General features: G+C 60.4%; 24 protein-coding genes. 14 read left to right on the forward strand and 10 right to left on the reverse strand.

Annotation, left to right across the window (positions count from 1 at the left end):
* Positions 1–70: 70 nt before the first annotated feature.
* The 4 genes from AB3G88_RS25635 to AB3G88_RS25650 form a co-directional block, all read right to left on the reverse strand.
* The gene (locus AB3G88_RS25635; RefSeq protein ID WP_099585658.1) at positions 71–1,111 is read right to left on the reverse strand and encodes an ABC transporter substrate-binding protein; all 1,041 of its coding nucleotides are present in this window, start codon (positions 1,109–1,111) and stop codon (positions 71–73) included.
* Positions 1,112–1,155: 44 nt separating this feature from the next.
* On the reverse strand, positions 1,156–2,268 hold the full coding sequence (locus tag AB3G88_RS25640; RefSeq protein WP_480452183.1) for an ABC transporter ATP-binding protein: 1,113 nt from the start codon (positions 2,266–2,268) through the stop codon (positions 1,156–1,158).
* A 214-nt stretch (positions 2,269–2,482) separates the two neighbouring features.
* Positions 2,483–3,112, reverse strand: a complete 630-nt coding sequence (locus AB3G88_RS25645; protein WP_032883847.1) for a response regulator — start codon at positions 3,110–3,112, stop codon at positions 2,483–2,485.
* Positions 3,113–3,130: 18 nt separating this feature from the next.
* Positions 3,131–5,125: a PAS domain-containing sensor histidine kinase gene (locus AB3G88_RS25650; protein WP_480452186.1), complete on the reverse strand. Its 1,995-nt coding sequence runs from the start codon at positions 5,123–5,125 to the stop codon at positions 3,131–3,133.
* 77 nt (positions 5,126–5,202) lie between these two features.
* Between AB3G88_RS25650 and AB3G88_RS25655 the strand changes: the two genes are divergently transcribed.
* Complete coding sequence (locus AB3G88_RS25655) at positions 5,203–6,177, forward strand: alpha/beta hydrolase family protein (protein WP_099585662.1); 975 nt, start codon at positions 5,203–5,205, stop codon at positions 6,175–6,177.
* 69 nt (positions 6,178–6,246) lie between these two features.
* Here AB3G88_RS25655 and AB3G88_RS25660 read toward each other — a convergent pair whose 3' ends face one another.
* From AB3G88_RS25660 to AB3G88_RS25670, 3 genes are read right to left on the reverse strand one after another with little or no spacing between them, the layout of a single operon-like run.
* The gene (locus AB3G88_RS25660) at positions 6,247–7,014 is read right to left on the reverse strand and encodes a TerB family tellurite resistance protein (protein WP_099585663.1); all 768 of its coding nucleotides are present in this window, start codon (positions 7,012–7,014) and stop codon (positions 6,247–6,249) included.
* 1 nt (position 7,015) lies between these two features.
* On the reverse strand, positions 7,016–7,690 hold the full coding sequence (gene murU, locus AB3G88_RS25665; RefSeq protein WP_191946855.1) for an N-acetylmuramate alpha-1-phosphate uridylyltransferase MurU: 675 nt from the start codon (positions 7,688–7,690) through the stop codon (positions 7,016–7,018).
* The gene (locus tag AB3G88_RS25670; protein WP_400528961.1) at positions 7,687–8,712 is read right to left on the reverse strand and encodes an aminoglycoside phosphotransferase family protein; all 1,026 of its coding nucleotides are present in this window, start codon (positions 8,710–8,712) and stop codon (positions 7,687–7,689) included. Before AB3G88_RS25670 ends, murU begins: the two co-directional genes overlap by 4 nt.
* A gap of 130 nt (positions 8,713–8,842) precedes the next feature.
* On the opposite strand from AB3G88_RS25670, the gene AB3G88_RS25675 reads away from it, so the two are divergent.
* From AB3G88_RS25675 to AB3G88_RS25725, 11 genes are all read left to right on the forward strand, one after another.
* Positions 8,843–11,656 carry an LPS-assembly protein LptD gene (locus tag AB3G88_RS25675; RefSeq protein ID WP_480452190.1) on the forward strand — a complete coding sequence of 938 codons (2,814 nt, stop codon included), beginning with the start codon at positions 8,843–8,845 and terminating at the stop codon, positions 11,654–11,656.
* Positions 11,631–12,971 carry a peptidylprolyl isomerase gene (locus tag AB3G88_RS25680; protein WP_480452192.1) on the forward strand — a complete coding sequence of 447 codons (1,341 nt, stop codon included), beginning with the start codon at positions 11,631–11,633 and terminating at the stop codon, positions 12,969–12,971. The genes AB3G88_RS25675 and AB3G88_RS25680 overlap by 26 nt, the downstream gene beginning before the upstream one ends.
* Positions 12,968–13,957: a 4-hydroxythreonine-4-phosphate dehydrogenase PdxA gene (gene pdxA, locus AB3G88_RS25685; protein WP_480452194.1), complete on the forward strand. Its 990-nt coding sequence runs from the start codon at positions 12,968–12,970 to the stop codon at positions 13,955–13,957. The genes AB3G88_RS25680 and pdxA overlap by 4 nt, the downstream gene beginning before the upstream one ends.
* Positions 13,954–14,766, forward strand: a complete 813-nt coding sequence (rsmA, locus tag AB3G88_RS25690; protein ID WP_099585669.1) for a 16S rRNA (adenine(1518)-N(6)/adenine(1519)-N(6))-dimethyltransferase RsmA — start codon at positions 13,954–13,956, stop codon at positions 14,764–14,766. The genes pdxA and rsmA overlap by 4 nt, the downstream gene beginning before the upstream one ends.
* Before the next feature lie 103 nt (positions 14,767–14,869).
* A complete protein-coding gene (apaG, locus tag AB3G88_RS25695) occupies positions 14,870–15,250 on the forward strand; it encodes a Co2+/Mg2+ efflux facilitator ApaG/CorD (RefSeq protein WP_099585670.1) in 381 nt (126 codons plus the stop codon).
* Entirely contained in the window at positions 15,250–16,101 is an 852-nt protein-coding gene (locus AB3G88_RS25700; RefSeq protein ID WP_112192571.1) for a symmetrical bis(5'-nucleosyl)-tetraphosphatase, read from the forward strand. Before apaG ends, AB3G88_RS25700 begins: the two co-directional genes overlap by 1 nt.
* A 9-nt stretch (positions 16,102–16,110) precedes the next feature.
* A complete protein-coding gene (glpE, locus tag AB3G88_RS25705) occupies positions 16,111–16,440 on the forward strand; it encodes a thiosulfate sulfurtransferase GlpE (protein ID WP_099585672.1) in 330 nt (109 codons plus the stop codon).
* A gap of 284 nt (positions 16,441–16,724) precedes the next feature.
* Positions 16,725–18,647 carry a PrkA family serine protein kinase gene (locus AB3G88_RS25710; protein WP_017739508.1) on the forward strand — a complete coding sequence of 641 codons (1,923 nt, stop codon included), beginning with the start codon at positions 16,725–16,727 and terminating at the stop codon, positions 18,645–18,647.
* 113 nt (positions 18,648–18,760) lie between these two features.
* Entirely contained in the window at positions 18,761–20,032 is a 1,272-nt protein-coding gene (locus AB3G88_RS25715; protein WP_480452199.1) for a YeaH/YhbH family protein, read from the forward strand.
* Positions 20,029–21,594, forward strand: a complete 1,566-nt coding sequence (locus tag AB3G88_RS25720) for a SpoVR family protein (protein WP_099585674.1) — start codon at positions 20,029–20,031, stop codon at positions 21,592–21,594. Before AB3G88_RS25715 ends, AB3G88_RS25720 begins: the two co-directional genes overlap by 4 nt.
* 63 nt (positions 21,595–21,657) lie before the next feature.
* Positions 21,658–22,893 carry a multifunctional CCA addition/repair protein gene (locus AB3G88_RS25725; RefSeq protein ID WP_480452202.1) on the forward strand — a complete coding sequence of 412 codons (1,236 nt, stop codon included), beginning with the start codon at positions 21,658–21,660 and terminating at the stop codon, positions 22,891–22,893.
* On the opposite strand, the gene folK is transcribed toward AB3G88_RS25725, so the two are convergent.
* Both folK and folB read right to left on the reverse strand, forming a co-directional pair.
* Complete coding sequence (folK, locus tag AB3G88_RS25730) at positions 22,882–23,406, reverse strand: 2-amino-4-hydroxy-6-hydroxymethyldihydropteridine diphosphokinase (RefSeq protein ID WP_480452204.1); 525 nt, start codon at positions 23,404–23,406, stop codon at positions 22,882–22,884. The two genes, AB3G88_RS25725 and folK, sit on opposite strands and share 12 nt — an antisense overlap.
* On the reverse strand, positions 23,397–23,750 hold the full coding sequence (folB, locus tag AB3G88_RS25735; protein ID WP_099585677.1) for a dihydroneopterin aldolase: 354 nt from the start codon (positions 23,748–23,750) through the stop codon (positions 23,397–23,399). Before folB ends, folK begins: the two co-directional genes overlap by 10 nt.
* Positions 23,751–23,822: 72 nt before the next feature.
* Here folB and plsY point away from each other — a divergent pair, with 72 nt between their 5' ends.
* Positions 23,823–24,392, forward strand: coding sequence for a glycerol-3-phosphate 1-O-acyltransferase PlsY (plsY, locus tag AB3G88_RS25740; protein WP_099585678.1), 570 nt, complete (start codon positions 23,823–23,825; stop codon positions 24,390–24,392).
* Between the two features lie 43 nt (positions 24,393–24,435).
* Here plsY and tsaD read toward each other — a convergent pair whose 3' ends face one another.
* The gene (tsaD, locus tag AB3G88_RS25745; protein WP_099585679.1) at positions 24,436–25,461 is read right to left on the reverse strand and encodes a tRNA (adenosine(37)-N6)-threonylcarbamoyltransferase complex transferase subunit TsaD; all 1,026 of its coding nucleotides are present in this window, start codon (positions 25,459–25,461) and stop codon (positions 24,436–24,438) included.
* A gap of 202 nt (positions 25,462–25,663) precedes the next feature.
* Here tsaD and rpsU point away from each other — a divergent pair, with 202 nt between their 5' ends.
* Positions 25,664–25,879, forward strand: coding sequence for a 30S ribosomal protein S21 (gene rpsU, locus AB3G88_RS25750; protein ID WP_002551877.1), 216 nt, complete (start codon positions 25,664–25,666; stop codon positions 25,877–25,879).
* Positions 25,880–25,903: the final 24 nt, after the last annotated feature.

A 25,903-nucleotide genomic window follows, 5' to 3' on the forward strand; every position in this document is an offset into this window, starting at 1 on the left:
TCCGGATCTTGAAGATAAATGCAGATCTCCTGTGGGAGGGGGCTTACCCCCCCACAGAGGTTAGGCGGTGTTATTTAGCAGCCCAGGAATTGAAGCGCTGCTCCAGTTGCTCGCCGTTATCTGCCCAGAAGCTCACGTCGATCTGCACCTGGTTGGCGATGTTCTCTGGCGTGGTCGGCATGTCCTTGAGGATGTCCTTGGCCAGCAACGGTACGGCTTGGGTGTTGGCCGGGCCGTAGGCGATGTTTTCCGAGTAGGTCTTCTGCTGCTGCGGCGCGACCGAGAAGGCGATGAATTTCTTCGCCGCTTCGGCACGATCCTTGGCCAGGCCTTTTGGAATGGCCCACGCGTCGAAGTCGTAGATGCCGCCGTTCCACACCACTTTCAGGTTGCTTTCTTTCTGCACGGCGGCGATGCGGCCGTTGTAGGCCGAGCTCATCACTACGTCACCCGAGGCGAGGTACTGCGGCGGTTGTGCGCCGGCTTCCCACCACTGGATCGACGGCTTGAGTTCGTCGAGTTTCTTGAAGGCACGGTCCTGGCCATCTTTGCCGGCCAGCACTTTGTACACATCCTTCGGCGCTACGCCATCGGCCATCAACGCGAATTCCAGGGTGTACTTGGCGCCTTTACGCAGGCCGCGCTTGCCCGGGAATTTCTTGGTGTCCCAGAAATCCGCCCAGCTGGTTGGCGCAGAAGCCAGTTTGTCGGCGTTGTACGCCAGCACCGTCGACCACACGAAGAAACCCACGCCGCACGGCTGGATCGCGCCCTTCACGTAGTTGGCGCTGTCGCCGAACAGTTTCGGGTCGAGCGGTTCGAACATGTCCTCGTCGCAACCGCGGGACAGTTCCGGCGATTCCACTTCGACCAGGTCCCAGGACACGCTCTTGGTGTCGACCATGGCTTTGACCTTGGCCATTTCACCGTTGTACTCACCGGCGACGATCTTGCCGTTGCCCGCGCTTTCCCACGGTGCGTAGAAGGCCTTGACCTGAGCCGCCTTATTCGCGCCGCCGAAGGACACGACCGTCAGGTCGGGGCCCGCCATGGCCTGTGTCGCGCCCATCAAGCTCAATGCCAGAACGGAATACTTCAAGGAACTCAACATTGTTGTTCTCTCCACGTGCAGGGTTGGTGAAGCCATGGGGGCGATCAATTCGCCTCTAGAAGTGGGTCGAGTGCGCGAACGTGCTCGACTTGCCAGCCAATCGGTACCACGTCGCCGACCGCCAGGGCTGGGTCCAGCTCGGCAATCGGTTGTTTCACAAAAAAATCGGCCTTGCCGCAGACTTCCAGGCGCACACGCACGTGGTCGCCCAGGTAGATGAATTCCGCCACCCGCCCGGAGAAGCGGTTGACGCAGCTTTCGCTGGAGCCATTGAGACTGACCCGTTCCGGACGTACCGACAGCGTGACCGGGCCACCGATCTGGCCGACGTTGATCGCCAGCGCTTCGACCTTCTCGCCCCGCGCCAACTCGACCACGCAGCGGTCACCGGTATGGCTGTGCAGACGACCACTGAGACGGTTGTTCTCGCCGATGAAATTGGCGACAAAAGTGTTCTTCGGTTCTTCATACAGGGTGCGCGGCGGGGCGATCTGCTGGATCTCGCCCTGGTGGAACACCGCCACTCGGTCGGACATGGTCAGGGCTTCACCCTGGTCATGGGTCACGTACACCACGGTCACGCCGAGGCGTTGGTGCAGGTGCTTGATCTCCATCTGCATGTGTTCGCGCAGTTGTTTGTCGAGAGCGCCGAGGGGTTCATCCATCAGCACCAATTGCGGTTCGAACACCAGCGCACGGGCCAGGGCCACACGCTGTTGCTGGCCCCCAGACAGTTGTGCCGGGTAGCGCTGGGCGAAGGCGTCGAGCTGGACCATGCTCAGCACACGCTTGACCCGCTCGCTGACGTCGGTCTTGCTCAAACCGCGTACAGACAAGGGAAACGCCAGGTTCTCGGCCACGGTCATGTGCGGGAACAGCGCATAGTTCTGGAACACCATGCCGATGTCGCGCTTGTGCGGCGGCACGTTGTTGATGGAACGCCCGGCCAGCTGGATTTCACCGGCGGTCGGCGTTTCAAAGCCCGCGAGCATCATCAGGCTGGTGGTCTTGCCCGAACCGGAAGGCCCGAGCAAGGTGAGGAACTCGCCCTTGCGAATTTCCAGGTTGAGGTCTTTGACGATCAGGTTCTCGCCGTCGTAGCTCTTCTGCACGCCACGAAAGCTGACCAGCACATCATTTGAATCCACCTCGCTCATACCCGCACCTTTGTGTTTTGGACTGCTGTGGCACAAGCGTAGTCCAGGCGCGAGGCCCCGGAAATCGGGGGCCAGGAGAGAATTGCATCAGCCGGATGGAAGGTTGGGGGTAGGGATTGCCCTACACGGATGGCGGGAATGGAACAGTGCTGTGGTGCGAAGCGCCGGGCATCGCGTCAGCGCGGTTTAAAGCAGGTCGCAAACAGGCATGTCGTCACAACAGCTTGTGTTCCATGGCGTACTTCACCAGTTCAGCCAGGGAGGTGATATTGAGCTTTTGCATCAAGCGCGCCTTGTGGGTGCTGATGGTCTTGCTGCTCAGCGCCAGCTGCTGGGCGATGTCATTGACGTTGGCGCCTTGAGCCAGGCGCTCGAACACCGAAAACTCACGCTCCGAGAGCAGCGAGTGCAACGGCCGGGCATCGGTGAGGCCGACTTCGAAGACCATACGGTCCGCCAAATCCGGGTCGATGTAGCGCCCGCCCGCCGCGACCTTGCGAATCGCCGTGAGCAACAGCGCCGGGTCGCTGTCCTTGGTCGCGTAACCAGCGGCGCCGACCTTCAGGGCGCGGGCAGCCATTTGCGCTTCATCGTGCATCGACAGCACCAGGATCGCCGGCGGGTTGCTCAATGCACGGATCCGGGCAATGGCTTCCAGGCCGTTGACGCCGGGCATCGAGATATCCAGCAACACCACCTCGCACGGTACGTGGCGCAAGGTCTCCAGTAACTGCTCGCCATTGCTCGCCTCCCCCACCACCAGCAGGTCTTTGGCCAGGCCGATCAGTTGCTTGATGCCTTCACGAACAATGGTGTGGTCTTCGGCTACCAGTACACGGATCACAGGAATTTCCTCTTGGTGTTATGCATCCAGCGGCACCGTCACACTCAGGGTAGTGCCCTCCCCCAACTCGCTGTGCAGGTTCAATTGCCCGCCCATGATCAACACGCGCTCGCGCATACCGACCAGGCCAAACGATACCGCACGGCCTTCAGGCTGGACGAAACCGACCCCGTCGTCGCTGATGGTCAGCCGCAAATCCGTGCCTTCTATGGCCAGGGTCAGCTCCACAGTATGCGCCTGGGCATGGCGCATCACGTTGGTCAGCGCTTCCTGAAGGATACGAAACAGGCCGATGGCCTTGGCGTCGCTCAGGGCCGGCAGGTTATCCGGCACCTGAACCAGGCAGGGAATCTGCGTGCGCGCTTCGAAGCGTCGGGCCTGCCATTCAATCGCGGAGGCGATGCCGGCGTCGAGAATCGGTGGGCGCAGCGCCGTCGCGACGTCCCGCACCAGTTGGAACAGTTGAGCGATCAGGCGCTTCATGCTGTTCAAGCGCTCGTGCAGGCCGGGGTCCAGTTGCGCATAGGCCAACTCGCACATGGAGGTTTCCAGCTTGAGCACGGTGAGCATCTGCCCGAGCTCATCGTGAACCTCCCGGGCGATGCGGGCTTTTTCTTCTTCGCGCACGGTTTCCAGGTGGGCCGAGAGTTCGCGCAGTTGCGCTTCACTTTGCATCAACGCGGCCAGCGTGCGGCGCAACTCGGTGACATCGTTCAGGTAGACCACCAGGTACTCGGCCTCGGCAAACCGCAGAAAGCTCAAGGACACGTTGGCCGGCAGGATGCTGCCGTCGGCGCGTAAACAATCAGTGGCGAAGTTCTGCGGCCCCTCTTCGCTGGCTCGTGCGCGCTTCCACAGGTTGAGCCAACGGTCCATGTCCAGGGTCGGGTCGAGGTCGACGAGCGGGCGCTCGATCAGCGCACCCGGGGCGTAACCGAGCATGCTTTCGGCGGCGTGGTTGGCGTAGCGCACATGGCTGTCCCAATTGACCCATAGGATGCCGACGGTGCTTTGGTCGATGGAAAACTGCGTCAACCGCAGCGCTTGCGCACCCGCGGCGCGGGCGGCGCTTTCTTCCCGCGCAGCCAGCAGTCCATGTTCGAGCACGCGTTGCTGGCGGCGCTGCCAGAACACGGTCGCCAGACTGGCGAGCAGCAGCAGGCTCAGCAACAGGCTGAGGTTCTGCCACAGCCCAGGCGACTCCGATAACCGTGGGTATTTGGGTTGCAGCCAACGGCTGTGCAGTTGATCCAGGTCGCGGGCGGGGATAGCGGCCAGGGCACTTTCCATGATGCCCGCCAGTTCGGGCCAATCCCTGCGCGTGGCCACCCGCAGCAATTGCGGCAGACCGATGTCCCCCACCACCGCCAGGCCGGCGAACTCGGCCTCGCCAGACAGTCGGCTCAATTGCGCTTCATCCACCACGGCATAACGTGCCTGCTGGCTGACCAACAACTGCAAGGCTTGGCGCTCGATGGGCACGCCTTGCAGGTTGAGGCTCGGATAAGTGCTGCGCAGGTAATCGGCCACCGCGCTGGGCATGCGCACGGCAACGCGGGACTGATCGTCGAGTTTTTCCAGCTCCACCGCGCCGCCGCCCTCGCGGACGCCGACGATATGCTGGGGCACGCGCATATAGGGGTCGCTGAATAACCACAGGCGCAAACCAGCCGGGGTTTGTTGCAGGCCGGGGGCGATGTCCACTTCGTCATCGCGGACGGCGGTATCCAGTTGCTCCTGGTTAGGGAAGTTGCGCCAGGTCAGCTCGATATTCAGCGCCTTGGCCAGCGATTGCATCAACTCCACATTGGCCCCGGACAAGCGCTGCAGGCGCCGGTCGTACTGCGCGTAGGGCACTTGCAGCACCACGCCCACCCGCAACTCCGGGTGCCGGGCCAGCCATTCGCGCTGCTGCGCAGTGAGCTGCGCCTGCGGGGCGGCAGGCGCGGGGGAGGCGTTTGCGATCAAGGCGACGCACAAACAGCCGATAACCAGCAGACAGCGAAAACCCATGATCCACGTCTCACATCACTGACAAAAACTGACCAACCCTTTAGGCTGCTGGAATCTCTTCTGGCCGGAAATCAACGATGCCCTATCGAAACCGTTCGGCACTGCCAGCATTGTGCCTGTCGCTGCTGTTTACCAGTGCCTTTTCTGTACAGGCTGCTGACGCCCCCGCGCCGGCTGCCGAAAAACCTGTCGAGCGCCAACCCCTGCTTGAGCGCAGCCAGGAAGACGCCAGCGCGCTGGAGCGCACGATACCGCAGCAGGAACAGCAACAGCTGCAGGCCGGCAGCGACTCATTCCTCGCCCTGTGGAAACCGGCCAACAGCGCCGAACCCGAAGGCGTGGTGATTATCGTACCCGGCAGCGGTGAAAGTGCTGACTGGCCGCAAGCAATCGGCCCGTTGCGACGCAAATTGCCGGACGCCAATTGGGGCAGTCTCAGCCTGTCGTTGCCGGATGTGAGCGTCGACACCCTGCCGCCGCGCGTGATGGAAGCGCCCAAGGCCACCGTCGACACCAGCAGCAAGGACGCGAGCACCGCCGACAAACCGATCGAACAAGCCGCCAGCGCCGAAGCCGAAGGCACCGATCCGTCAGTGGTGCCGGGTGTCGACGAGCAAGACAAGACCGACGCCTCGCGCATCTTTGACCGCATTGACGCGGCCGTGGCCTTTGCCCAGACCCAGAGCGCACGCAGTGTGGTGCTGGTGGGCCATGGCACTGGCGCCTGGTGGGCTGCACGTTACCTGAGCGAGAAACAGCCGTCTCAAGTGCAAAAGTTTGTGATGGTCGCGGCGCAGACGCCTAACGGGCGTCATCCGGACGTGCAGCAACTGGCGCCCGGACTGAAACTGCCGACTGCCGATGTCTACTATCAGGACAACGCACAGGCACGCAAAAACGCCCAGGCCCGTGCCCAGGCAGCCAAGCGATTGAAGAACGATGGCTACAAGCAGGTGTCACTGAAGACCTTGCCCGGCAACAGCGCTGCGGAACAGGAGCAGTTGTATCGCAGGATTCGCGGATGGTTGAGCCCGCAGGCCAGCACCGACTGAGGAACAGCACATACCCAATGAGGGAAGGGACTTGCCCCCTCCCACATTGGTTTATGGTTATCCGTGAATCTAACGAAAATCCCGGCGCTCACGAATCAGCGCATAGGCGTTGTGCAGCTCGCGAGTGCGCTCGGTGGCCTCATGCACTTGCGTAGGGGTGGCGCCACCGCCGGCGACTTTATCCGGGTGGTGGCGGCTGAGCAGCCGACGGTAGGCACGCTTGATGACCGACGGTTCGGTGGTGGCGGTTACACCGAGCAAGCGCAGCGCGTCCTGATAACTGCCGCCGCGATTGACCAGCGTCTTGCGCTCGGGTGTGTAGTCCGCCGCCAAGGCCTTGAGCTGCTGCGGTGTCCAGCCCAACCACTTGCCCCACAAGTCGATCAGGTCGCGCTCGGCGTCATCCGCCCTGCCGTCCGCCCAGACCATCCGCCAACAGGCGCGCAACACACCTTCCGCTGCATGGGGCTGGGCCTTGAGCACACGCAGATAACTGCGCACACGGTCTGAGCCGGACTTACCCCGATTGAACGCGGCAATCGCGCGGCGCTGCGCGGACTCGGTCATGTCCAGCGAACGCATCTCCTGTCGCGCCTGCTGAATATGCCCGTCCACCACGCGCCCGTTGCTTTTGGCTAGGCGCCCGAGCAATACAAACAACAACTCATCATTGCGCAGCACCGGACGACCACCCATGCGCTCGCGCAGCTGAGCCCAGCTGTGCAGTTGCATTCGACGGTCCAGGGCCTGGCCCAGCAATGCACCCAACAAGGCCCCCGGAATACTGGCAATGGCGAAGCCAGCCCCGGCGCCGATCAGCGTCCCTGGCCACAACATGCTACTGCCCCGCTGTCAGCAGGGTTTCGACTTGCGCCAGGCGCTCCAGCGTGCCGACATCAATCCAGCGTCCCGCCATGTGTTCCCCCGTTACCAAACCTTTAGCCATGGCCTCGCGCAATAGAGGCGCCAGCTTGAAGGCACCGGCGCTGCAACCCGCGAACAATTGAGGGTCGAGCACTGAAATGCCACTGAAGGTCAGGTTATCGGCACCGGGCGCCGCATCATGAAGCAGACCCTGATCCAGGTAGAAATCACCGCCCGAAGGGTGATGCGCCGGGTTGTCGACCATCACCAAATGGGCCAGGCCCTTGAGCGGCCGATTGAGTGGGGTGAAGTCGTAATCGGTCCAGATATCGCCATTGACCACCAGGAAAGGCTCATCCCCCAGCAACGGCAACGCCCGGAAAATCCCGCCACCGGTTTCCAGCGGTTCGCCCTCCGGGGAGTAGCGGATGCGCAAGCCAAACTGTGCGCCATCCCCCAGGTAGCTCTCGATCTGCTGACCGAGCCAGGCGTGGTTGATCACGATATCGGTGAAACCAGCCTTGGCCAGCGCCTCCAGGTGATATTCGATCAGCCGCTTGCCGCCGGCCTGCACCAGCGGCTTGGGCGTGTGCAAGGTGAGCGGACGCATCCGCTCGCCTTTGCCGGCGGCCAGGATCATGGCCTTCATACCATTGCCTCAGCGGGTTGGCGCAGGCTGGTGAGCAACTCAGCCAATTCGCTCAACTCCGGACGATCCGCGATCACCGCTTCTATATAAGTAAAGAAACGCGGCACGTCGGCCAGGTAGCGCGGCTTGCCGTCGCGATGGCAAATGCGCGCGAAGATGCCGATGACCTTGAGGTGGCGCTGCACGCCCATCAGGTCGCTGGCACGCAGGAAGTCATCGAAATCCCCGTGCACCGGGATGCCAGCCTGGCCTGCACGCTCCCAATAGCCGCGCTGCCATTCACGCACGCGCCCCTGGGGCCAGCTGAGGAAGGCGTCCTTGAACAGGCAGGTAATGTCGTAGGTGACAGGGCCGTAGACCGCGTCCTGGAAATCCAGCACGCCGGGGTTCGGCTCGCTGATCATCAGGTTGCGCGGCATGTAGTCGCGGTGCACCAGCACTTTGGGTTGCGCCAGGGCGCTGTCGATCAGGCGGTCGCTGACACGCTGCCAAAGGTCTTGTTGTTGTGCATCCAACTCGACGCCCAGATGGCGGCGTATGTACCACTCGGGGAAGAGTTCCAGCTCGCGGCGCAACAAAGCGACGTCATAACTGGGCAGCGGCGCCTCCATCGGCAACTGTTGGAACGCCAGCAAGGCATTGATGGCGTCGGCAAAGAGTTGATCGGCGTTTTGCTCGTCAATCACGTCCAGGTAGGTTTTTCTGCCAAGGTCATTGAGCAAAAGAAAGCCGCGCGGCAGATCTTCTGCATAAATTTTTGGAACATTTACGCCCGACTTCGCCAGTAAATGGGCGATATCGACGAAGGGTTTGCAGTTTTCCTGGGGGGGCGGCGCGTCCATTACCACGAAAGTCCGGCCGCCGCCTTCCCAACGGAAGTAACGCCTGAAACTCGCGTCGCTGCTGGCCGCAGTCAATGTGGCCGGGGGTACGGGGCCCCAGTCCTGAGCGTTGAAAAGGATCGGCAACTGCTCATCCAGCCAGACTTCCAGCTGTTGTAAACGTAGATCTTGCTCGGGCATTACAAGGGTCTCCGACGGCGCTAGCCGTCAAGCGGGGCATGCTTTATTATCACGCATCTTTTTCAGACCATCGAGAGGCGTGCGGCCCAAACCGCGGGCAGATGGCACGCAGGAAGCCCGGACTAATAAGATGGCATTGAAATCCCCCGCGTTTCGTAGAAAATTTCCGTTGCTGGTAACCGGCAGTCTGCTGGCTATGCAACCCTTCGCCACCTCATTCGTGGTCGCCGCGGAACAGTATGACTGCTCAGTCTCTGCTTCGGGTGCCTGGGATTGCGCGCCGAAAACCGCCGCTGCCCCGTTGCCACCGCGCCCGGTGCATGACGGCGCTGCCGTCAGCTCGGCCAACAGCACGGCGCAGGCCGATGCTGGTGGCAGTGCCGCGGCCGAACCCAAGACTGCACTGGTCACCGAATCCAAGGGCCGTGGCCTGCGCTCGCGCAGCGCCGATTACAGCCACTTGGACTGGGTACCTCGCGAAAAGTTGACCGCAGCCCAGCTGGCCGAAACCGGTCCTTATTGCGGCGGTGCGTACATCGAGCCGAATCGTCCTGGCATGAACGACAAGACGAACAAGAGCGATGCGCCCACCTTCATCGGTGCCAAGGCCTCTCGTTACGAGCAGGAACAACAAGTCGCAACCCTGGCCGGTGACGTTGTCATGCGTCAGGGCAGCATGCAGCTTGAAGCCGAAGAAGCCAGCCTGTACCAGGCGGAAAGCCGCGGCGAGCTGAACGGCAACGTACGACTGCGCGACAACGGTGCACTGATCGTCGGCGACCACGCCCAGGTTCAGCTGGACACGGGTGCGGCGCAGATCGACAACGCCGAATACGTAATGCACAAGTCACGTATCCGCGGTAACGCGCTGTACGCCAAGCGTGCCGAAAACGCGATCATCCGTCTCAAGGACGGTACGTACACCACCTGCGAGCCGGACAGCAACGCCTGGCAACTCAGGGGCAACAACATCACGTTGAACCCGGCCACCGGTTTCGGTACCGCCACCAACGCGACGTTGCGGATCAAGAACATCCCGATCCTGTATACCCCGTATATCTATTTCCCGATCGACGATCGTCGTCAGTCCGGCTTCCTGCCGCCGAGCTTCAGCACCGGCAGCGAAACCGGCTTCACCCTGGTCACGCCGTATTACTTCAACCTGGCGCCTAACTACGACGCCACGTTGTACCCGCAATACATGACCAAGCGCGGCATGATGATGGAAGGCGAATTCCGCTACCTCACCAAGTCCAGCGAAGGCCAGTTCGGCGGCGCGTACCTCAACGACGACAACGACGAACGCAAGCTGCAGACCGATTACGAAAAAACCCGCTATATGCTCAATTGGCAGCATAAAGGTGGGCTGGATTCGCGTGTACTGACCCAGGTCGACTACACAAAGATCAGCGACCCTTATTACTTTCAGGACCTCAAGTCCTACCAGGAAGGTGTCGAGAGCCAGGACTACGTCAACCAGCAGGGTTCCGTGAGTTATCGCGGCGACTCCTTCCAGGCGCGCTTGAATGTCCAGGCTTATCAGCTGGCCACGATCTCCCAGATCACGCCTTACGACCGACTGCCTCAGATCACCTTCAATGGTCAGTTGCCCTACCACCCAGGTGGTTTGAACTTCAGCTACGAGACCGAAGCAGTTCGGTTTGAACGCAGCCTGGAAAGCGGCAACTTCATCAACGAAAATGGTGATTCCGAGCGTCGCCTGGACACTTACGTCAACGGCCTGACCCGTGCAAATGGTACTCGCCTGAACGTGGCGCCAGCCGTCTCCTACCCGATGAACTGGACCTACGGCTTTGTGACGCCGAAGCTCAAGTACGTCTACACCAAGTACGATCTTGACCTGGACAACAAAGGCAAGAACGACATCATCGCTGCACAAGCTGCAGCGGCGACAGCTGGCACCCAATATAACGGTGGCACGTTCAAAAGCTCCCAGGACCGTGCAATTCCTGTAGCCAGCGTAGACAGCGGCCTGTATTTCGACCGCAATACCAACTGGTTCGGCAAAGACTATCGCCAGACCCTTGAGCCGCGTGCGTTCTACCTGTACGTACCGAACAAGGACCAAAGCGATATTCCGGTGTTCGACACCAGCGAAACCTCCTTCAGCTACGCGTCGCTGTTCCGCGACAACCGCTTCAGCGGCTCCGACCGTATCGGCGACGAAAACAAGCTGTCCCTTGGCGTGACCAGCCGCTGGATCGAAGAAAACGGCTTCGAGCGTCAACGTGTGGCCGTGGGCCAGGCGCTGTATTTCAAGGACCGTGAAGTGCAACTTCCAGGTGTCCTGGCTGCCGACCGTGCCGATGCACAGTCTGACGTATCGCCGGTTGCCCTGGACTACGAGTTCCGCTTCAACCGTGACTGGCGCGCCACTGCCGACTACAACTGGGACACCGAGGAGCACAGCCCTCGCTCCGGCAGCGCGATGCTTCATTACCAGCCGGAAGACAACCCGAACAAGATCATCAACGTCGGTTATCGCTATCGTAACGACCAGGTCGTCTACAACCAGCTGACCGGTAAATGGCAGTTCGGTGGCGACTACGGCACACCAGGCTCGGCGAACTACGTGAAGGATTACTACAAAATCCAACAACACGATTTCTCGATGATGTGGCCGATCATTCCTCAGTGGAACCTGATCACCCGCTGGCAGTATGACTACGCACGCAACCGTACCCTGGAAGCCTTCGGTGGTTTCGAGTACGACAACTGCTGCTGGAAACTGCGCGTCATCAACCGTTACTGGGTTTCCAACGACGAATACAGCCAGATCGCCCCGCTGAACGAAAAGGGTGACCACGGGCTCTTCCTGCAAATCGTCCTCAAAGGACTCGGCGGCCTGACCGGCGCCAAGGTAGAGAGCTTCCTCGACAAAGGCATTGAAGGTTATCGTGAACGTGAAGACCAAGCTTTCTGATTGTCTGCGCCCGCTAGTGCTGGGCGCACTGTTCCTGGGGACCGCATCGGCACACGCTGCGGTTCAACAGCTGGACAAGGTTGTGGCCATCGTCGATAACGACGTGATCATGCAGAGCCAACTGGACCAACGCGTCAAGGAAGTTCAGCAAACCATCGCCAAGCGTGGCGGTGGTGTGCCGCCTACCAGCGTCTTGGACCAACAGGTATTGGAACGTCTGATCGTTGAAAACCTGCAACTGCAGATCGGCGACCGCTCCGGCATCCGCATTTCGGACGAAGAGCTGAACCAGGCCGTTGGCACCATTGCGCAACGCAACAACATGAGCATCGATCAGTTCCGCGCCGCCCTGGCTCACGACGGTCTCTCCTATGAAGACGCCCGTGACCAGATCCGCCGCGAGATGATCATCAGCCGTGTGCGTCAGCGCCGGGTGGCCGAGCGGGTTCAGGTGTCCGAACAGGAAGTGAAGAACTTCCTGGCGTCGGACCTGGGCAAGATGCAGCTTTCCGAAGAACTGCACCTGGCCAATATCCTGATCCCGACCCCGGACAGTGCCAACTCCGAGCAGCTCAATGCCGCCGCCGCCAAGACCCAGGCCATTTATGAGCGCCTGAAGGCGGGTGCAGATTTTGCCCAGATGGCAATTGCCCAGTCCGGCAGCGACAACGCTCTTGAAGGCGGCGACATGGGCTGGCGTAAAGCTGCTCAGTTGCCACCTCCGTTTGACCGCGAGCTGAGCGCCATGGAAGTGGGTGGTATCACCCAGCCAGCGCGCACCCCAGGCGGTTTCATCATCCTGAAGTTGCTGGAACGTCGCGGTGGCGAGACCTCGCTGAAAGACGAAGTGCATGTTCGTCATATCCTGGTCAAACCAAGCGAGATCCGCACCGAAGCACAAACCAAGGAACTGGCCCAGAAGATCTACGACCGCATCGAAGGCGGTGAAGACTTCGCCACCCTGGCCAAAAGCTTTTCGGAAGACCCTGGTTCGGCCCTCAACGGCGGCGACCTGAACTGGATCGACCCGAAAGCCCTGGTGCCGGAGTTCCAGCAGGTGATGGCCGATACACCACAGGGCGTGCTGTCCAAGCCGTTCAAGACCCAATATGGCTGGCATGTACTGGAAGTCCTTGGCCGTCGCGCCACCGACAACACCAGCCAGGCCCGCGAGCAACAAGCACTGAACGTACTGCGTAACCGCAAATACGACGAAGAGCTGCAAACGTGGTTGCGTCAGATCCGTGACGAAGCCTACGTGGAAAACAAGCTGCCAGGCGCCGAGCAAACAGGCACCGACCAGGCAGCACAGTGAAACCCCAGCGTTTCGCGGTAACACCCGGCGAGCCGGCCGGTATAGGTCCAGACCTGTGCCTGCTGCTCGCCTCGCAGCCCCAGCCACACCCCCTGATTGCCATCACCAGCCGCGACCTGCTCATTGAGCGGGCCGCGCAACTGGGTGTGGCCGTCAACTTGCTGGACGTGGCACCGGGCAACTGGCCCGACCTGCCGGCGCCAGCCGGTAGCCTGTATGTGTGGGATACCCCACTTGCAGCCAAGGTGATTGCCGGGCAACTGGACAAAGCCAATGCGGCATTTGTGCTGCAAACCCTGACCCGAGCCGGGCAAGGCTGCATCGACGGCGACTTCGCAGGCATGATTACCGGCCCGGTACACAAGGGTGTGATCAACGAATCCGGCATCGCCTTTTCCGGCCACACCGAATTCCTCGCTGAACTGACCCACACCGAACAAGTCGTGATGATGCTGGCAACGCACGGCCTGCGGGTCGCACTGGTGACCACGCACCTGCCGCTGCGTGAGATTGCCGACGCAATCACCGCTGAACGCGTGGAGCGCGTCACGCGCATCCTGCACGCCGATCTGCAGCAAAAATTCGGCATCGCCCAACCGCGCATCCTGGTCTGCGGGCTCAACCCCCATGCCGGTGAAGGCGGTCATCTGGGCCATGAAGAAATCGACATCATCGAACCAACCCTGGAGCGTCTGCGCCAAGAAGGCATGGACCTGCGTGGCCCACTGCCAGCGGACACTCTGTTTACCCCCAAATATCTGGAGCACTGCGACGCAGTGCTGGCGATGTACCATGACCAGGGGCTGCCGGTGCTGAAATACAAAGGCTTCGGCGCCGCCGTCAACGTGACACTGGGCCTGCCGATCATCCGCACGTCCGTCGACCATGGCACTGCCTTGGACCTGGCGGGCAGCGGCAAGATCGATACCGGCAGCCTGCACGTGGCCCTGGAAACCGCCTATCAGATGGCCGAGACCCGTATATGACTGAGCATTACCAACACCGGGCGCGCAAGCGTTTCGGGCAAAACTTCCTGCACGACGCCGGCGTGATCGACCGCATCCTGCGCTCCATCCATGCCAAGCCCGAAGACCGCCTGCTGGAAATCGGCCCAGGCCAGGGCGCACTGACCCAAGGCCTGCTGGCCAGCGGGGGCCAATTGGACGTGGTTGAACTGGACAAGGATCTGATCCCGATCCTGAACCAGCAGTTCGCCGGCAAATCCAACTTCAACCTGCACCAGGGCGATGCACTGAAGTTCGACTTCAACTCCCTCAACGCCGCGCCCAACAGCCTGCGCGTGGTCGGTAACCTGCCGTACAACATCTCTACGCCGCTGATTTTCCACCTGCTGAACAACGCCGGGATTATCCGCGACATGCACTTCATGCTGCAGAAAGAAGTGGTGGAGCGCCTGGCCGCAGGCCCTGGCGGTGGTGACTGGGGCCGTCTGTCGATCATGGTTCAGTACCACTGCCGTGTTGAACACCTGTTTAACGTAGGTCCAGGTGCATTCAATCCGCCACCTAAGGTCGACTCGGCCATCGTCCGCCTGGTGCCACATGCCGTTCTGCCGCACCCGGCCAAGGATCACAAGTTGCTGGAGCGCGTGGTGCGCGAGGCGTTCAACCAGCGCCGCAAAACCCTGCGCAACACGCTCAAAGCCCTGCTGAGCAACGCCGAAATCGAAGCCGCCGGCGTCGACGGCAGCCTGCGCCCCGAGCAACTGGACCTCGCCGCGTTTGTGCGCCTGGCCGACCAGCTTGCCATCCAGCCTGCGCCAGCCGCCGACTGAAGCACCCAGGCATGGCCAGACACATGTCTGGCCTAGTGCCCACCTCTTGGCCTAGACTGATCCGCATCTGCTGTCCTCCGCTTTTGCTTTTAAGGCCTCTTGCATGTCCGATCCTCGCTACCAGATCGACGTCAGCGTCGTCACCCGCTTCCTGGCGGACCAATCGCAACCTGAACACAACCGCTTTGCCTTTGCCTACACCATCACGGTGAAGAACAACGGGCTCGTGCCGGCCAAGTTGCTGTCACGCCACTGGGTGATCACCGACGGTGACGGCCAGGTCGAAGAAGTACGCGGCGCAGGCGTGGTTGGCCAGCAGCCGTTGATCGACATTGGCGCCAGCCACACCTACAGCAGCGGCACGGTGATGACCTCCAAGGTCGGCACCATGCAAGGCTCGTATCAGATGAAAGCCACTGACGGCCAACTGTTCGACGCCATCATCAAGCCGTTTCGCCTTGCCGTACCGGGAGCCCTGCACTGATGGCGACCTACGCGGTCGGTGACCTGCAGGGCTGCCTGGAACCGCTCAAGTGCCTGCTTGAGCGCGTGGCCTTCGATCCGGCCAACGATCGGCTTTGGTTGGTCGGTGACCTGGTCAATCGCGGCCCCGAGTCACTGGATACCCTGCGCTACTTATATAGCCTGCGTGATTCCCTGGTATGCGTACTCGGCAACCACGACCTGCATCTACTGGCGGCCGGCAACAATATCGAGCGCCTGAAAAAGGGCGACACGCTACGGGAAATCCTCGAAGCTCCCGACCGGGCCGAGTTACTCGACTGGCTGCGTCGGCAAAAGATCATGCATTACGACGAAGGCCGCAACATGGCCCTGGTGCATGCGGGTATCCCGCCGCAGTGGACACTGAAGAAGGCCCTCAAGTGCGCCGCTGAAGTTGAAAGCGCCCTGGCCGACGACAGCCTGTACACCGCCTACCTCGACGGCATGTACGGCAACGAACCGGTGAAATGGGACAACGACCTGACCGGCGTCGCCCGCCTGCGGGTGATCACCAACTACTTCACGCGCATGCGTTTCTGCACCGCCGAGGGCAAGCTGGACCTCAAGAGCAAGGAAGGCGCCGACACCGCCCTGCCCGGCTACAAGCCCTGGTTCGCCCACAAGGAACGCAAGACCCGTGACACCAAGATCATCTTCGGGCACTGGGCCGCCCTGGAAGGCAAGTGCAATGAACCCGGCGTGTTCGCCCTCGACACCGGTTGCGTGTGGGGTGGCGCCATGACCCTGATGAACATCGACACGGGCGAGCGCCACAGCTGCCAATGCCAGTCCTCCCCTCCCACTACACAGCCGGCCGCCATAAAGCCATAGGAGCCCGCCATGAGCGAATTCAAACGTATCCCTCCCGAACAAGCCCAGGCCTTGCGCGAGCAAGGTGCGGTAGTCGTCGACATTCGTGACCAGCCGACCTACGCGGCTGCTCACATCACCGGCGCCCAGCACCTGGACAACGTCAACATCGCCGACTTCATCCGTGCGGCCGACCTCGACGCGCCGCTGATCGTGGCCTGCTACCACGGCAACTCCAGCCAGAGCGCCGCCGCCTACCTGATCAGCCAGGGTTTCTCCGACGTCTACAGCCTGGACGGTGGTTTTGAGCTGTGGCGTACGACCTATCCTAAGGAAATTTCCTCGGGCGATTCGCAATAATTTTTTTCAAACCCCGCTACCCCGCGTGACGCTTGGGCTCGCGCCGTTTCTGACGAACGGCGCAGGCAAACTAATTGCGTATCGCGCCTTGACCTCCCGGATTCCGAACTATCCTTAAGCGCAGGCCATCCGAATCAGGGGAGAGCCGGTACACCGGCGTGCGGGTCATCGGTAGGGTTTAGGGTGTTCTGGGGGGAAAACAGCCGTTGGCGATTGCCAATGGCTGCCAGCATCGACTGATTGATCCGACGTCGGCTCCACGTATCGAGCGAGGTGACGACGTCATGAGTATTTTTAGCCACTTCCAACAACGCTTCGAGTCCACACAGCAGGAAGAACTCACGCTTCAAGAGTATCTAGAGCTGTGCAAAAAGGACCGCAGCACCTACGCGTCTGCCGCCGAACGCCTGCTGCTGGCAATTGGCGAGCCGGAGCTGGTAGACACCTCGAACAATTCGCGCCTGTCGCGAATATTTTCCAACAAGGTGATCCGCCGCTACCCGGCCTTTGAAGACTTCCACGGAATGGAAGAATGCATTGACCAGATCGTCTCCTATTTCCGCCATGCCGCCCAAGGCCTGGAAGAGAAGAAACAGATCCTTTACCTGCTCGGTCCCGTCGGCGGTGGCAAGTCGTCCCTGGCCGAAAAGCTCAAACAGCTGATCGAGAAAGTGCCCTTTTACGCGATCAAGGGCTCGCCGGTCTTCGAGTCGCCACTGGGCCTGTTCAACGCCACAGAAGATGGCGCGATCCTCGAAGAAGACTTCGGCATCCCACGACGCTACCTCAACACCATCATGTCGCCCTGGGCCACCAAGCGCCTGGCTGAATTTGGCGGCGACATCAGCCAGTTCCGTGTGGTGAAACTCTACCCGTCGATCCTCAACCAGATCGGCGTGGCCAAGACCGAGCCGGGTGACGAAAACAACCAGGATATTTCCGCGCTGGTGGGCAAGGTCGATATCCGCAAACTCGAAGAATTCCCGCAGAACGACGCCGACGCTTATAGCTACTCTGGCGCACTGTGCCGGGCCAACCAGGGCCTGATGGAGTTCGTGGAAATGTTCAAGGCACCGATCAAGGTGCTGCACCCACTGCTGACCGCGACCCAGGAAGGTAACTACAACAGCACCGAAGGCCTGGGCGCGATTCCGTTCACCGGGATTCTGCTGGCCCACTCCAACGAATCGGAATGGCACACCTTTCGCAACAACAAGAACAACGAAGCCTTCATCGACCGGATTTATATCGTCAAGGTGCCGTACTGCCTGCGGGTCAGCGATGAGATCAAGATCTACGACAAACTGCTGTTCAACAGCTCCCTGGCCAAGGCCCATTGCGCACCCGACACCCTGAAGATGCTCGCCCAGTTCACCGTGCTGTCGCGCCTCAAGGAGCCGGAGAACTCGAATATTTACTCGAAGATGCGCGTGTACGACGGTGAGAACCTCAAGGACACCGATCCTAAAGCCAAGTCGATCCAGGAATACCGCGACACGGCGGGCGTGGATGAGGGCATGAACGGCCTGTCGACACGCTTTGCGTTCAAGATCCTGTCCAAAGTCTTCAACTTCGACCCGCACGAGATCGCCGCCAACCCGGTGCACCTGCTCTATGTACTGGAACAGCAGATCGAACAGGAACAGTTCCAGGCGGAAACCCGCGAACGCTACCTGCGCTTCCTCAAGGAATACCTGGCACCGCGCTACATCGAGTTTATCGGCAAGGAAATCCAGACTGCGTACCTGGAGTCCTACAGCGAGTACGGCCAGAACATCTTCGACCGCTACGTGCTGTACGCCGACTTCTGGATCCAGGACCAGGAATACCGCGACCCGGAAACCGGCGAGATTCTCAACCGCGTCGCCCTCAACGAGGAACTGGAGAAAATCGAGAAACCGGCCGGCATCAGCAATCCGAAGGATTTCCGCAACGAAATCGTCAACTTCGTCCTGCGCGCCCGCGCCAACAACAACGGCAAGAACCCGACCTGGCTCAGCTACGAGAAGCTGCGGGTGGTCATCGAGAAGAAAATGTTCTCGAACACCGAAGACCTGCTGCCGGTCATCAGCTTCAACGCCAAGGCCAGCAAGGAGGATCAGCAAAAACACAACGACTTCGTCACACGAATGGTCGAGCGTGGCTACACCGACAAACAGGTACGGCTGCTCTCCGAGTGGTACCTGCGGGTTCGTAAATCACAGTAAGGCAGCGGCAAGCGTTCACTGCCAGGCAGTTGGCCTGGCAGCTGACCGCTTGTCTCTAAGCTTCCAGCTCGCGGCTTGAAGCTTGTAACGTGAAGCTGCCCGGAGGGCTCCCCATGAGCTATGTGATCGACCGACGCCTCAATGGCAAGAACAAGAGCACGGTAAACCGCCAGCGTTTCCTGCGGCGTTACCGTGACCACATCAAAAAGGCCGTTGAAGAGGCCGTCAGCCGCCGTTCCATTACCGATATGGAACATGGCGAGCAAATCAGCATCCCCGGACGGGACATCGACGAACCGGTGCTGCACCACGGTCGCGGCGGCAAACAGACCGTCGTGCACCCAGGCAACAAGGAATTCACCACCGGCGAACATATCCAGCGGCCCCAAGGCGGTGCGGGCGGCAAAGGTCCGGGCAAGGCCGGCAACTCCGGCGAAGGCATGGATGAGTTCGTGTTCCAGATCACCCAGGAAGAATTCCTCGAATTCATGTTCGAGGACCTGGAACTGCCCAACCTGGTCAAACGCAACCTGACGGGTACCGACACCTTCAAGACCGTGCGAGCGGGTATCAGCAACGAGGGCAACCCGTCACGGATCAATATCATCCGTACCCTGCGTTCGGCCCATGCGCGGCGCATCGCCCTGTCGGGGAGCAGCCGCGCCAAACTGAAGGAAGCCAAGGAAGAATTGGCGCGTTTGAAGCGCGAAGAACCTGACAATTTCGGCGATATTCAGGAAATCGAGGCGGAAATCGAGAAACTCAGCGCGCGTATTCACCGCGTGCCCTTCCTCGACACCTTCGACTTGAAATACAACCTGCTGGTCAAACAACCCAACCCCAGTTCCAAGGCGGTGATGTTTTGTCTCATGGACGTCTCCGGCTCCATGACCCAGGCCACCAAGGACATCGCCAAGCGGTTCTTTATCCTGCTGTACCTGTTCCTCAAGCGCAATTACGACAAGATCGACGTCGTGTTCATCCGCCATCACACCAGCGCCCGGGAAGTCGACGAAGAAGAGTTCTTCTACTCGCGGGAAACCGGCGGCACCATCGTGTCCAGCGCCCTGAAGCTGATGCAGGAGATCATGGCCGAGCGCTATCCGGCCAACGAGTGGAACATCTACGCCGCCCAAGCCTCGGACGGCGACAACTGGAACGATGACTCCCCCATTTGCCGCGACATCCTGATCAACCAGATCATGCCGTTCGTGCAGTATTACACCTACGTCGAAATCACCCCCCGTGAGCACCAGGCCCTGTGGTTCGAATACGAGCGCATCGGCGAAGCCTTTGCCGACACGTTCGCCCAGCAGCAACTGGTCTCGGCCGGCGATATCTACCCGGTCTTCCGTGAACTCTTCCAGCGCAGGTTAGTGACATGACCGCCAAAAAAGAGACTAAGCGCCAACCCATTTCCACCGGCTCCGAGTGGACCTTTGAACTGATCCAGGCCTATGACCGGGAAATCAGCCGGATCGCGGCGGGTTATGCCCTGGACACATACCCCAACCAGATCGAAGTGATTACCGCCGAGCAGATGATGGATGCCTACGCGTCCGTCGGCATGCCGCTGGGTTATCACCATTGGTCCTACGGCAAACACTTCCTCAGCACCGAGAAATCCTACACCCGAGGCCAGATGGGCCTGGCCTACGAGATCGTGATCAACTCCGACCCGTGCATTGCCTACCTGATGGAAGAAAACACCATCTGCATGCAGGCTTTGGTAGTGGCTCACGCCTGCTATGGGCATAACAGCTTTTTCAAGGGCAACTACCTGTTCCGCACCTGGACCGATGCCAGCTCGATCATCGACTACCTGGTGTTCGCCAAGCAGTACATCATGCAGTGCGAGGAGCGCCACGGCATCGATGCGGTAGAAGACTTGCTCGACTCCTGTCATGCCCTGATGAACTACGGGGTCGACCGCTACAAACGCCCCTACCCGATTTCCGCAGAGGAGGAACGCCTGCGCCAGAAGGAGCGCGAGGAGCATCTGCAAAAGCAGATCAACGACCTGTGGCGCACCATTCCTAAAAAAGCTGGGAAGAACAGCGACAAGGACAACGCACGCTTCCCCGCCGAACCTCAGGAAAACATCCTGTATTTCCTGGAAAAACACGCGCCGCTGCTGGAGCCATGGCAACGGGAAATCGTGCGCATCGTGCGCAAGATCGCCCAGTACTTTTATCCACAACGCCAAACCCAGGTGATGAACGAAGGCTGGGCGACGTTCTGGCACTACACGCTGATGAACGACCTGTACGACGAAGGCCTGGTCACCGATGGCTTCATGATGGAGTTCCTCACGTCTCATACCAGCGTGGTGTTCCAACCTGGCTTCGACAGCCCGTATTACAGCGGCATCAACCCTTATGCCTTGGGCTTTGCCATGTACCGCGACATCCGACGCATGTGCGAACACCCCACCGAAGAAGACCGCCGCTGGTTCCCGGAAATCGCCGGCACTGACTGGCTGTCTACCATCAAGTTCGCCATGAGCAGCTTCAAGGACGAGAGCTTCATCCTGCAGTACCTGTCACCCCAAGTGATCCGGGACCTCAAGCTGTTCAGCATCCTTGATGACGACCTCAAGGATGACTTGGTCGTCCCGGCCATCCACGATGAGCCTGGCTACCGCATCATCCGTGAAACCTTGGCCGCGCAGTACAACCTGGGCAACCGCGAGCCCAACGTGCAGATCTACAGCATCGATGTGCGTGGCGACCGCTCGCTGACCTTGCGTCACCAGCAACATGACCGCAAGCCGCTGGGCGAATCCACCGAGGAAGTACTCAAGCATCTGCACCGGCTGTGGGGCTTCGACATCCATCTGGAAACCCTGCAGGGCGATCAGGTGATGAAGACTCACCATGTGCCACCGCGCAGCGATCACAACGACAACGACTACGGCCGCCTGGACCTGGCCGTCGTGCATCTCTGAAACGGCAAAGCCTCCATTGGTCCGGCACAGGCGGTATCCTGTGCCGCTAATGGAGGCTTTTTCATGAAAATCTATAAAGTCGGCGGCGCCGTGCGTGACCGCTTACTGGGCATCAAGGTTACCGACATCGACCGCGTGGTCGTCGGCGCCACCACCGAAGAGATGCTGGCCAAAGGCTTCAAGCCGGTGGGCTCCGACTTCCCGGTCTTCCTCGATCCCAAAAACGGCGACGAATACGCCCTGGCCCGTACCGAGCGCAAGAGCGGCCGGGGTTACGGCGGATTTGTGTTTCACGCCAGCCCCGAAGTTACGCTGGAAGAAGACCTGATCCGTCGCGACCTGACCATCAATGCAATGGCAGAAGACGATGAAGGCAACCTGACCGACCCTTATCACGGCCAGCGCGATCTCGAAGCGCGCATTCTTCGCCACGTTTCCCCCGCGTTTGCCGAAGATCCCCTGCGAATTCTGCGCGTTGCACGTTTTGCTGCGCGCTATGCACACCTGGGTTTTACGGTGGCACCGCAGACCCTGGAACTGATGCGTCAACTCAGCGAGTCAGGAGAGTTGGAAGCCCTGACGCCGGAGCGCAGCTGGAAAGAAATCTCCCGGGCGCTGATGGAAGATCAGCCCCAGGTGTTTATTCAGATACTGCGCGACTGTGACGCACTGAAAACCCTGATGCCGGAAGTGGATGCCCTTTTTGGAGTACCGCAGCCCGAAGCCCATCACCCCGAAATCGACACCGGCGTGCACACGTTGAGCGTGCTGGAGCAGTCCGCACTGCACAAGCAGCCACTCACCGTGCGCTGGGCCTGCCTGCTTCATGACCTGGGCAAAGGCCTGACGCCTGTGGATAAGTTGCCGCAGCACATCGCCCACGAGCATCGGGGTTTGAAGCTGATCAAGGCGGTCAACGAGCGCTTCAAAGTGCCAAGGGATTGCCAGGAACTGGCGCTGTTGGTGGGTCAATATCACACCCACGGCCATCGAGCGCTGGAGCTGAAAGCCTCGACACTGCTGGAGTTGCTGCAAAGTTTTGACGTCTATCGCCGACCGCAGCGCTTTGAGGAGTTTGTGGTGAGCTGTGAAATGGATGCTCGGGGCCGCAAGGGCCTTGAGCAACGCAGTTATCCACAGGCAGATTATTTGCGCGGCGCAGCAACGACAGCGCGTGAAGTGGCCGTAGCGCCACTGCTGGAGAGAGGTTTCAAAGGCCCTGAGCTGGGCGAGGCCTTGAAGCGCGAACGGCTCAAGGCGCTGCAAGCCTACAAGGCAGAACGCGCCCTATCGAATTAGGAGCGCGCTCGATGTCAATTGCTGGCCCTGCCACTCAAATGCAACAGGCGCCAGCACTTGGTCGATGTGCGCATCACGCCACAGCTCAGCCATGGTTTTGCCCACCTCAGGGTGCACCCGGTCCGGCGCCATCATCGACAGCGGCCACAACACGAAGGCGTTTTTCAGGATCTCTGCGCGGGGCAGGATCAAACCGTCGAAATCACCCACCATTTCGCCGTACAGCAGCACGTCGATATCCAACGGCAAGCCCTTGCGATCTGGAGCATAACGACCATTGTCGGCTTCGATGAGCTTGAGACGACGATCCAGCTCCCTCAACGGCAGGTCGGTATAGGCCGACACTACTAAATTGAAAAACGGCCCACTCTTGATGCCCACTGGTTGGCTTTCGAACACCGCCGAGCAGCGCAAGTCGGTCAGAAAGCTCGCCAGCGCATCAAGTCCGGCGCACAAATGGGGCTCGCGCTCGATATTGCTGCCGAGGCCAAGGTAAATCTGCGTTAGCGACATCCGCGCTCGATCTCCACGCCCACGCCCGTTGCGGCCGGTACGGCGCCGGGCTTGGTCAACTTGAGGTGCAGCCAGGGAATCTGGAATTCACTCATCAGCACTTCGGCCAGGCGCTCGGCAAAGGTTTCCACCAGTTGGTACTGGGACTGCTCGGCAAAGGCCTGGATACGCGCGGACACGCTGGCGTAATCCAGAGCCAGGCTCAGGTCGTCACCCGCAGCCGCCGGGCGGTTATCCCATGCGAAGCTCAGGTCCAGGCGCAGGCATTGGCGGATTCCGCGCTCCCAGTCGTAGGCCCCGATCACGGTGTCGACTTCCAGGCCTTCGATAAACACTCTGTCCAAGCTCTTCTCCGCAGCACGACAAGGGCGCGATGCCCCGTTAGAATCAGGGCGTCCTCGCCCGGAATAGTTAGCATGTTTTGGTCACTGGCGATTCTCGCCTACCTGCTCGGCTCGCTGTCCTTCGCCATTTTGCTCAGCCGCCTGACGGGAAACCCCGACCCGCGAATGAGTGGCTCAGGCAATGCCGGCGCCACCAATATGTTGCGCCTGGCCGGCAAGAAGCTCGCCGTCCTGACGCTGCTGGGCGATCTGTGCAAGGGTTTGCTGCCCGTGCTGATCGCCAGCCTCGTCGGCCTGACCCTGCAACAGCAGGCCTGGGTGGGCGTGTGCGCCGTCCTCGGCCATCTGTTTCCACTGTACTTCCGCTTTCGCGGCGGCAAAGGTGTCGCTACGGCAGCCGGCATGCTGCTGGGGATCTACCCACCGGCAGCATTGCTGGCGGTACTCGCCTGGCTGCTGACGTTCTACCTGACCCGCACCAGCTCACTGGCGGCTCTGATCGCCACGCCGCTCACCCTGCCCTTGCTGGCCTGGCAGGAACCCGCGGCGCTGTTGCCGATGAGCGTGCTGACACTGCTGATCGTCTGGCGTCACCGGGGCAATCTACGCGACCTGTTTGCCGGGCGCGAACGGCATTTTTAAATACCGTCGATGAGTACTTCTCACGTTGCAGCCCTACAACAGCCTACAAAGGCGGCAGTTGCTCCATCGGCCAGCGCGCCTGCACGCTGATTGCCAGACTTTCGTGCTGCCCCGCCTGCAAGCGCTGGCAACCGGCATAGGCGATCATCGCGCCATTGTCGGTACAGAACTCAGGGCGGGCGTAGAACACATCGCCCTTCATATCGCCGAGCATTTTTTCCAGTGAACTGCGCAGCGCCTTGTTGGCGCTGACGCCGCCAGCGATCACCAGTCGCTTCATGCCTGCCTGTTTCAGGGCACGCTTGCACTTGATGGTCAAAGTCTCCACCACGGCCTGCTGGAACGCCAGCGCGATGTCGCAACGGGCTTGCTGACTGTCGTCCCCGGCGCTGACACTGTGCTGCCAGGTATTGAGCGCAGAGGTTTTCAAGCCGCTGAAACTGAACATCAAACCAGGGCGATCGCACATCGGACGCGGGAAGGTATAACGACCAGCAACGCCTTTTTCGGCGAGGCGGGCGATCTCCGGTCCGCCGGGGTAATTGAGGCCCATCATCTTCGCGGTCTTGTCGAACGCTTCGCCGGCGGCGTCATCCAGCGACTCGCCCAACAGCGTGTATTGACCGATTGCGTCGACCTGAACCAGCTGCGTATGCCCCCCTGAAACCAACAAAGCGACGAACGGGAACTGCGGCGGGTTTTCTTCCAGCATTGGCGCCAGTAAATGGCCTTCCATGTGGTGCACACCGAGGGCCGGAATGCCCCAGGCAAACGCCAGCGCCTGGGCGCAAGAGGCCCCAACCAGAAGGGCTCCGACCAATCCAGGGCCTGCGGTATAGGCAATCGCGTCGATCTCGGTCGGCACGCAACCGGCCTCGTCCAACACCTGACGAATCAACGGCAACATACGCTTGACGTGATCACGGCTGGCCAGCTCCGGCACCACGCCGCCATAGGCACGATGCAGGTCGATCTGACTGAACAGTGCATCGGCCAAAAGCCCGCGTTCACTGTCGTAAAGTGCGACACCGGTTTCGTCGCAGGAGGTTTCAAGTCCCAGTACTAGCATGGGTTTGCGCCTTGTAGAGGCTAAATTCGAAGGCGCGCATAATAGTCGCCACTCCCCCTCCCGACTAGCGGTTTTCGATCAGAGGCTTTGCATTCCGGTCAATGAGGGGTTAACATCCGCAACCCTTAAAAACCGACGACCTCAGCCGCGAATTTTTTGCGACGAGAACGTTGATCCCGGTAATGAAAGAAGGTAGCTCTGGATGCCAGCCGTCAAAGTTAAAGAGAACGAACCCTTCGACGTAGCTCTGCGTCGTTTCAAGCGCTCCTGCGAAAAAGCCGGTGTACTGGCCGAAGTTCGTAGCCGCGAATTTTACGAGAAGCCAACTTCTGAGCGTAAGCGTAAAGCAGCAGCCGCTGTTAAGCGTCACGCCAAGAAAGTTCAGCGCGAGCAGCGCCGCGCCGTTCGCCTGTACTAATACACAGACGTTCGTAGCACGCTT

The sequence above is a fragment of the Pseudomonas arvensis genome (assembly GCF_056688935.1).

What these genes read in the sequence shown, in the direction of transcription:
- AB3G88_RS25635 (WP_099585658.1), bottom strand. Translation starts at nt 1,111, where the DNA reads ATGTTGAGTTCCTTGAAGTATTCCGTTCTGGCATTGAGCTTGATGGGC.
- AB3G88_RS25640 (WP_480452183.1), bottom strand. Translation starts at nt 2,268, where the DNA reads ATGAGCGAGGTGGATTCAAATGATGTGCTGGTCAGCTTTCGTGGCGTG.
- AB3G88_RS25650 (WP_480452186.1), bottom strand. Translation starts at nt 5,125, where the DNA reads ATGGGTTTTCGCTGTCTGCTGGTTATCGGCTGTTTGTGCGTCGCCTTG.
- AB3G88_RS25655 (WP_099585662.1), top strand. Translation starts at nt 5,203, where the DNA reads ATGCCCTATCGAAACCGTTCGGCACTGCCAGCATTGTGCCTGTCGCTG.
- AB3G88_RS25660 (WP_099585663.1), bottom strand. Translation starts at nt 7,014, where the DNA reads ATGTTGTGGCCAGGGACGCTGATCGGCGCCGGGGCTGGCTTCGCCATT.
- murU (WP_191946855.1), bottom strand. Translation starts at nt 7,690, where the DNA reads ATGAAGGCCATGATCCTGGCCGCCGGCAAAGGCGAGCGGATGCGTCCG.
- AB3G88_RS25670 (WP_400528961.1), bottom strand. Translation starts at nt 8,712, where the DNA reads ATGCCCGAGCAAGATCTACGTTTACAACAGCTGGAAGTCTGGCTGGAT.
- AB3G88_RS25675 (WP_480452190.1), top strand. Translation starts at nt 8,843, where the DNA reads ATGGCATTGAAATCCCCCGCGTTTCGTAGAAAATTTCCGTTGCTGGTA.
- rsmA (WP_099585669.1), top strand. Translation starts at nt 13,954, where the DNA reads ATGACTGAGCATTACCAACACCGGGCGCGCAAGCGTTTCGGGCAAAAC.
- apaG (WP_099585670.1), top strand. Translation starts at nt 14,870, where the DNA reads ATGTCCGATCCTCGCTACCAGATCGACGTCAGCGTCGTCACCCGCTTC.
- AB3G88_RS25700 (WP_112192571.1), top strand. Translation starts at nt 15,250, where the DNA reads ATGGCGACCTACGCGGTCGGTGACCTGCAGGGCTGCCTGGAACCGCTC.
- glpE (WP_099585672.1), top strand. Translation starts at nt 16,111, where the DNA reads ATGAGCGAATTCAAACGTATCCCTCCCGAACAAGCCCAGGCCTTGCGC.
- AB3G88_RS25710 (WP_017739508.1), top strand. Translation starts at nt 16,725, where the DNA reads ATGAGTATTTTTAGCCACTTCCAACAACGCTTCGAGTCCACACAGCAG.
- AB3G88_RS25715 (WP_480452199.1), top strand. Translation starts at nt 18,761, where the DNA reads ATGAGCTATGTGATCGACCGACGCCTCAATGGCAAGAACAAGAGCACG.
- AB3G88_RS25720 (WP_099585674.1), top strand. Translation starts at nt 20,029, where the DNA reads ATGACCGCCAAAAAAGAGACTAAGCGCCAACCCATTTCCACCGGCTCC.
- AB3G88_RS25725 (WP_480452202.1), top strand. Translation starts at nt 21,658, where the DNA reads ATGAAAATCTATAAAGTCGGCGGCGCCGTGCGTGACCGCTTACTGGGC.
- folK (WP_480452204.1), bottom strand. Translation starts at nt 23,406, where the DNA reads ATGTCGCTAACGCAGATTTACCTTGGCCTCGGCAGCAATATCGAGCGC.
- plsY (WP_099585678.1), top strand. Translation starts at nt 23,823, where the DNA reads ATGTTTTGGTCACTGGCGATTCTCGCCTACCTGCTCGGCTCGCTGTCC.
- tsaD (WP_099585679.1), bottom strand. Translation starts at nt 25,461, where the DNA reads ATGCTAGTACTGGGACTTGAAACCTCCTGCGACGAAACCGGTGTCGCA.
- rpsU (WP_002551877.1), top strand. Translation starts at nt 25,664, where the DNA reads ATGCCAGCCGTCAAAGTTAAAGAGAACGAACCCTTCGACGTAGCTCTG.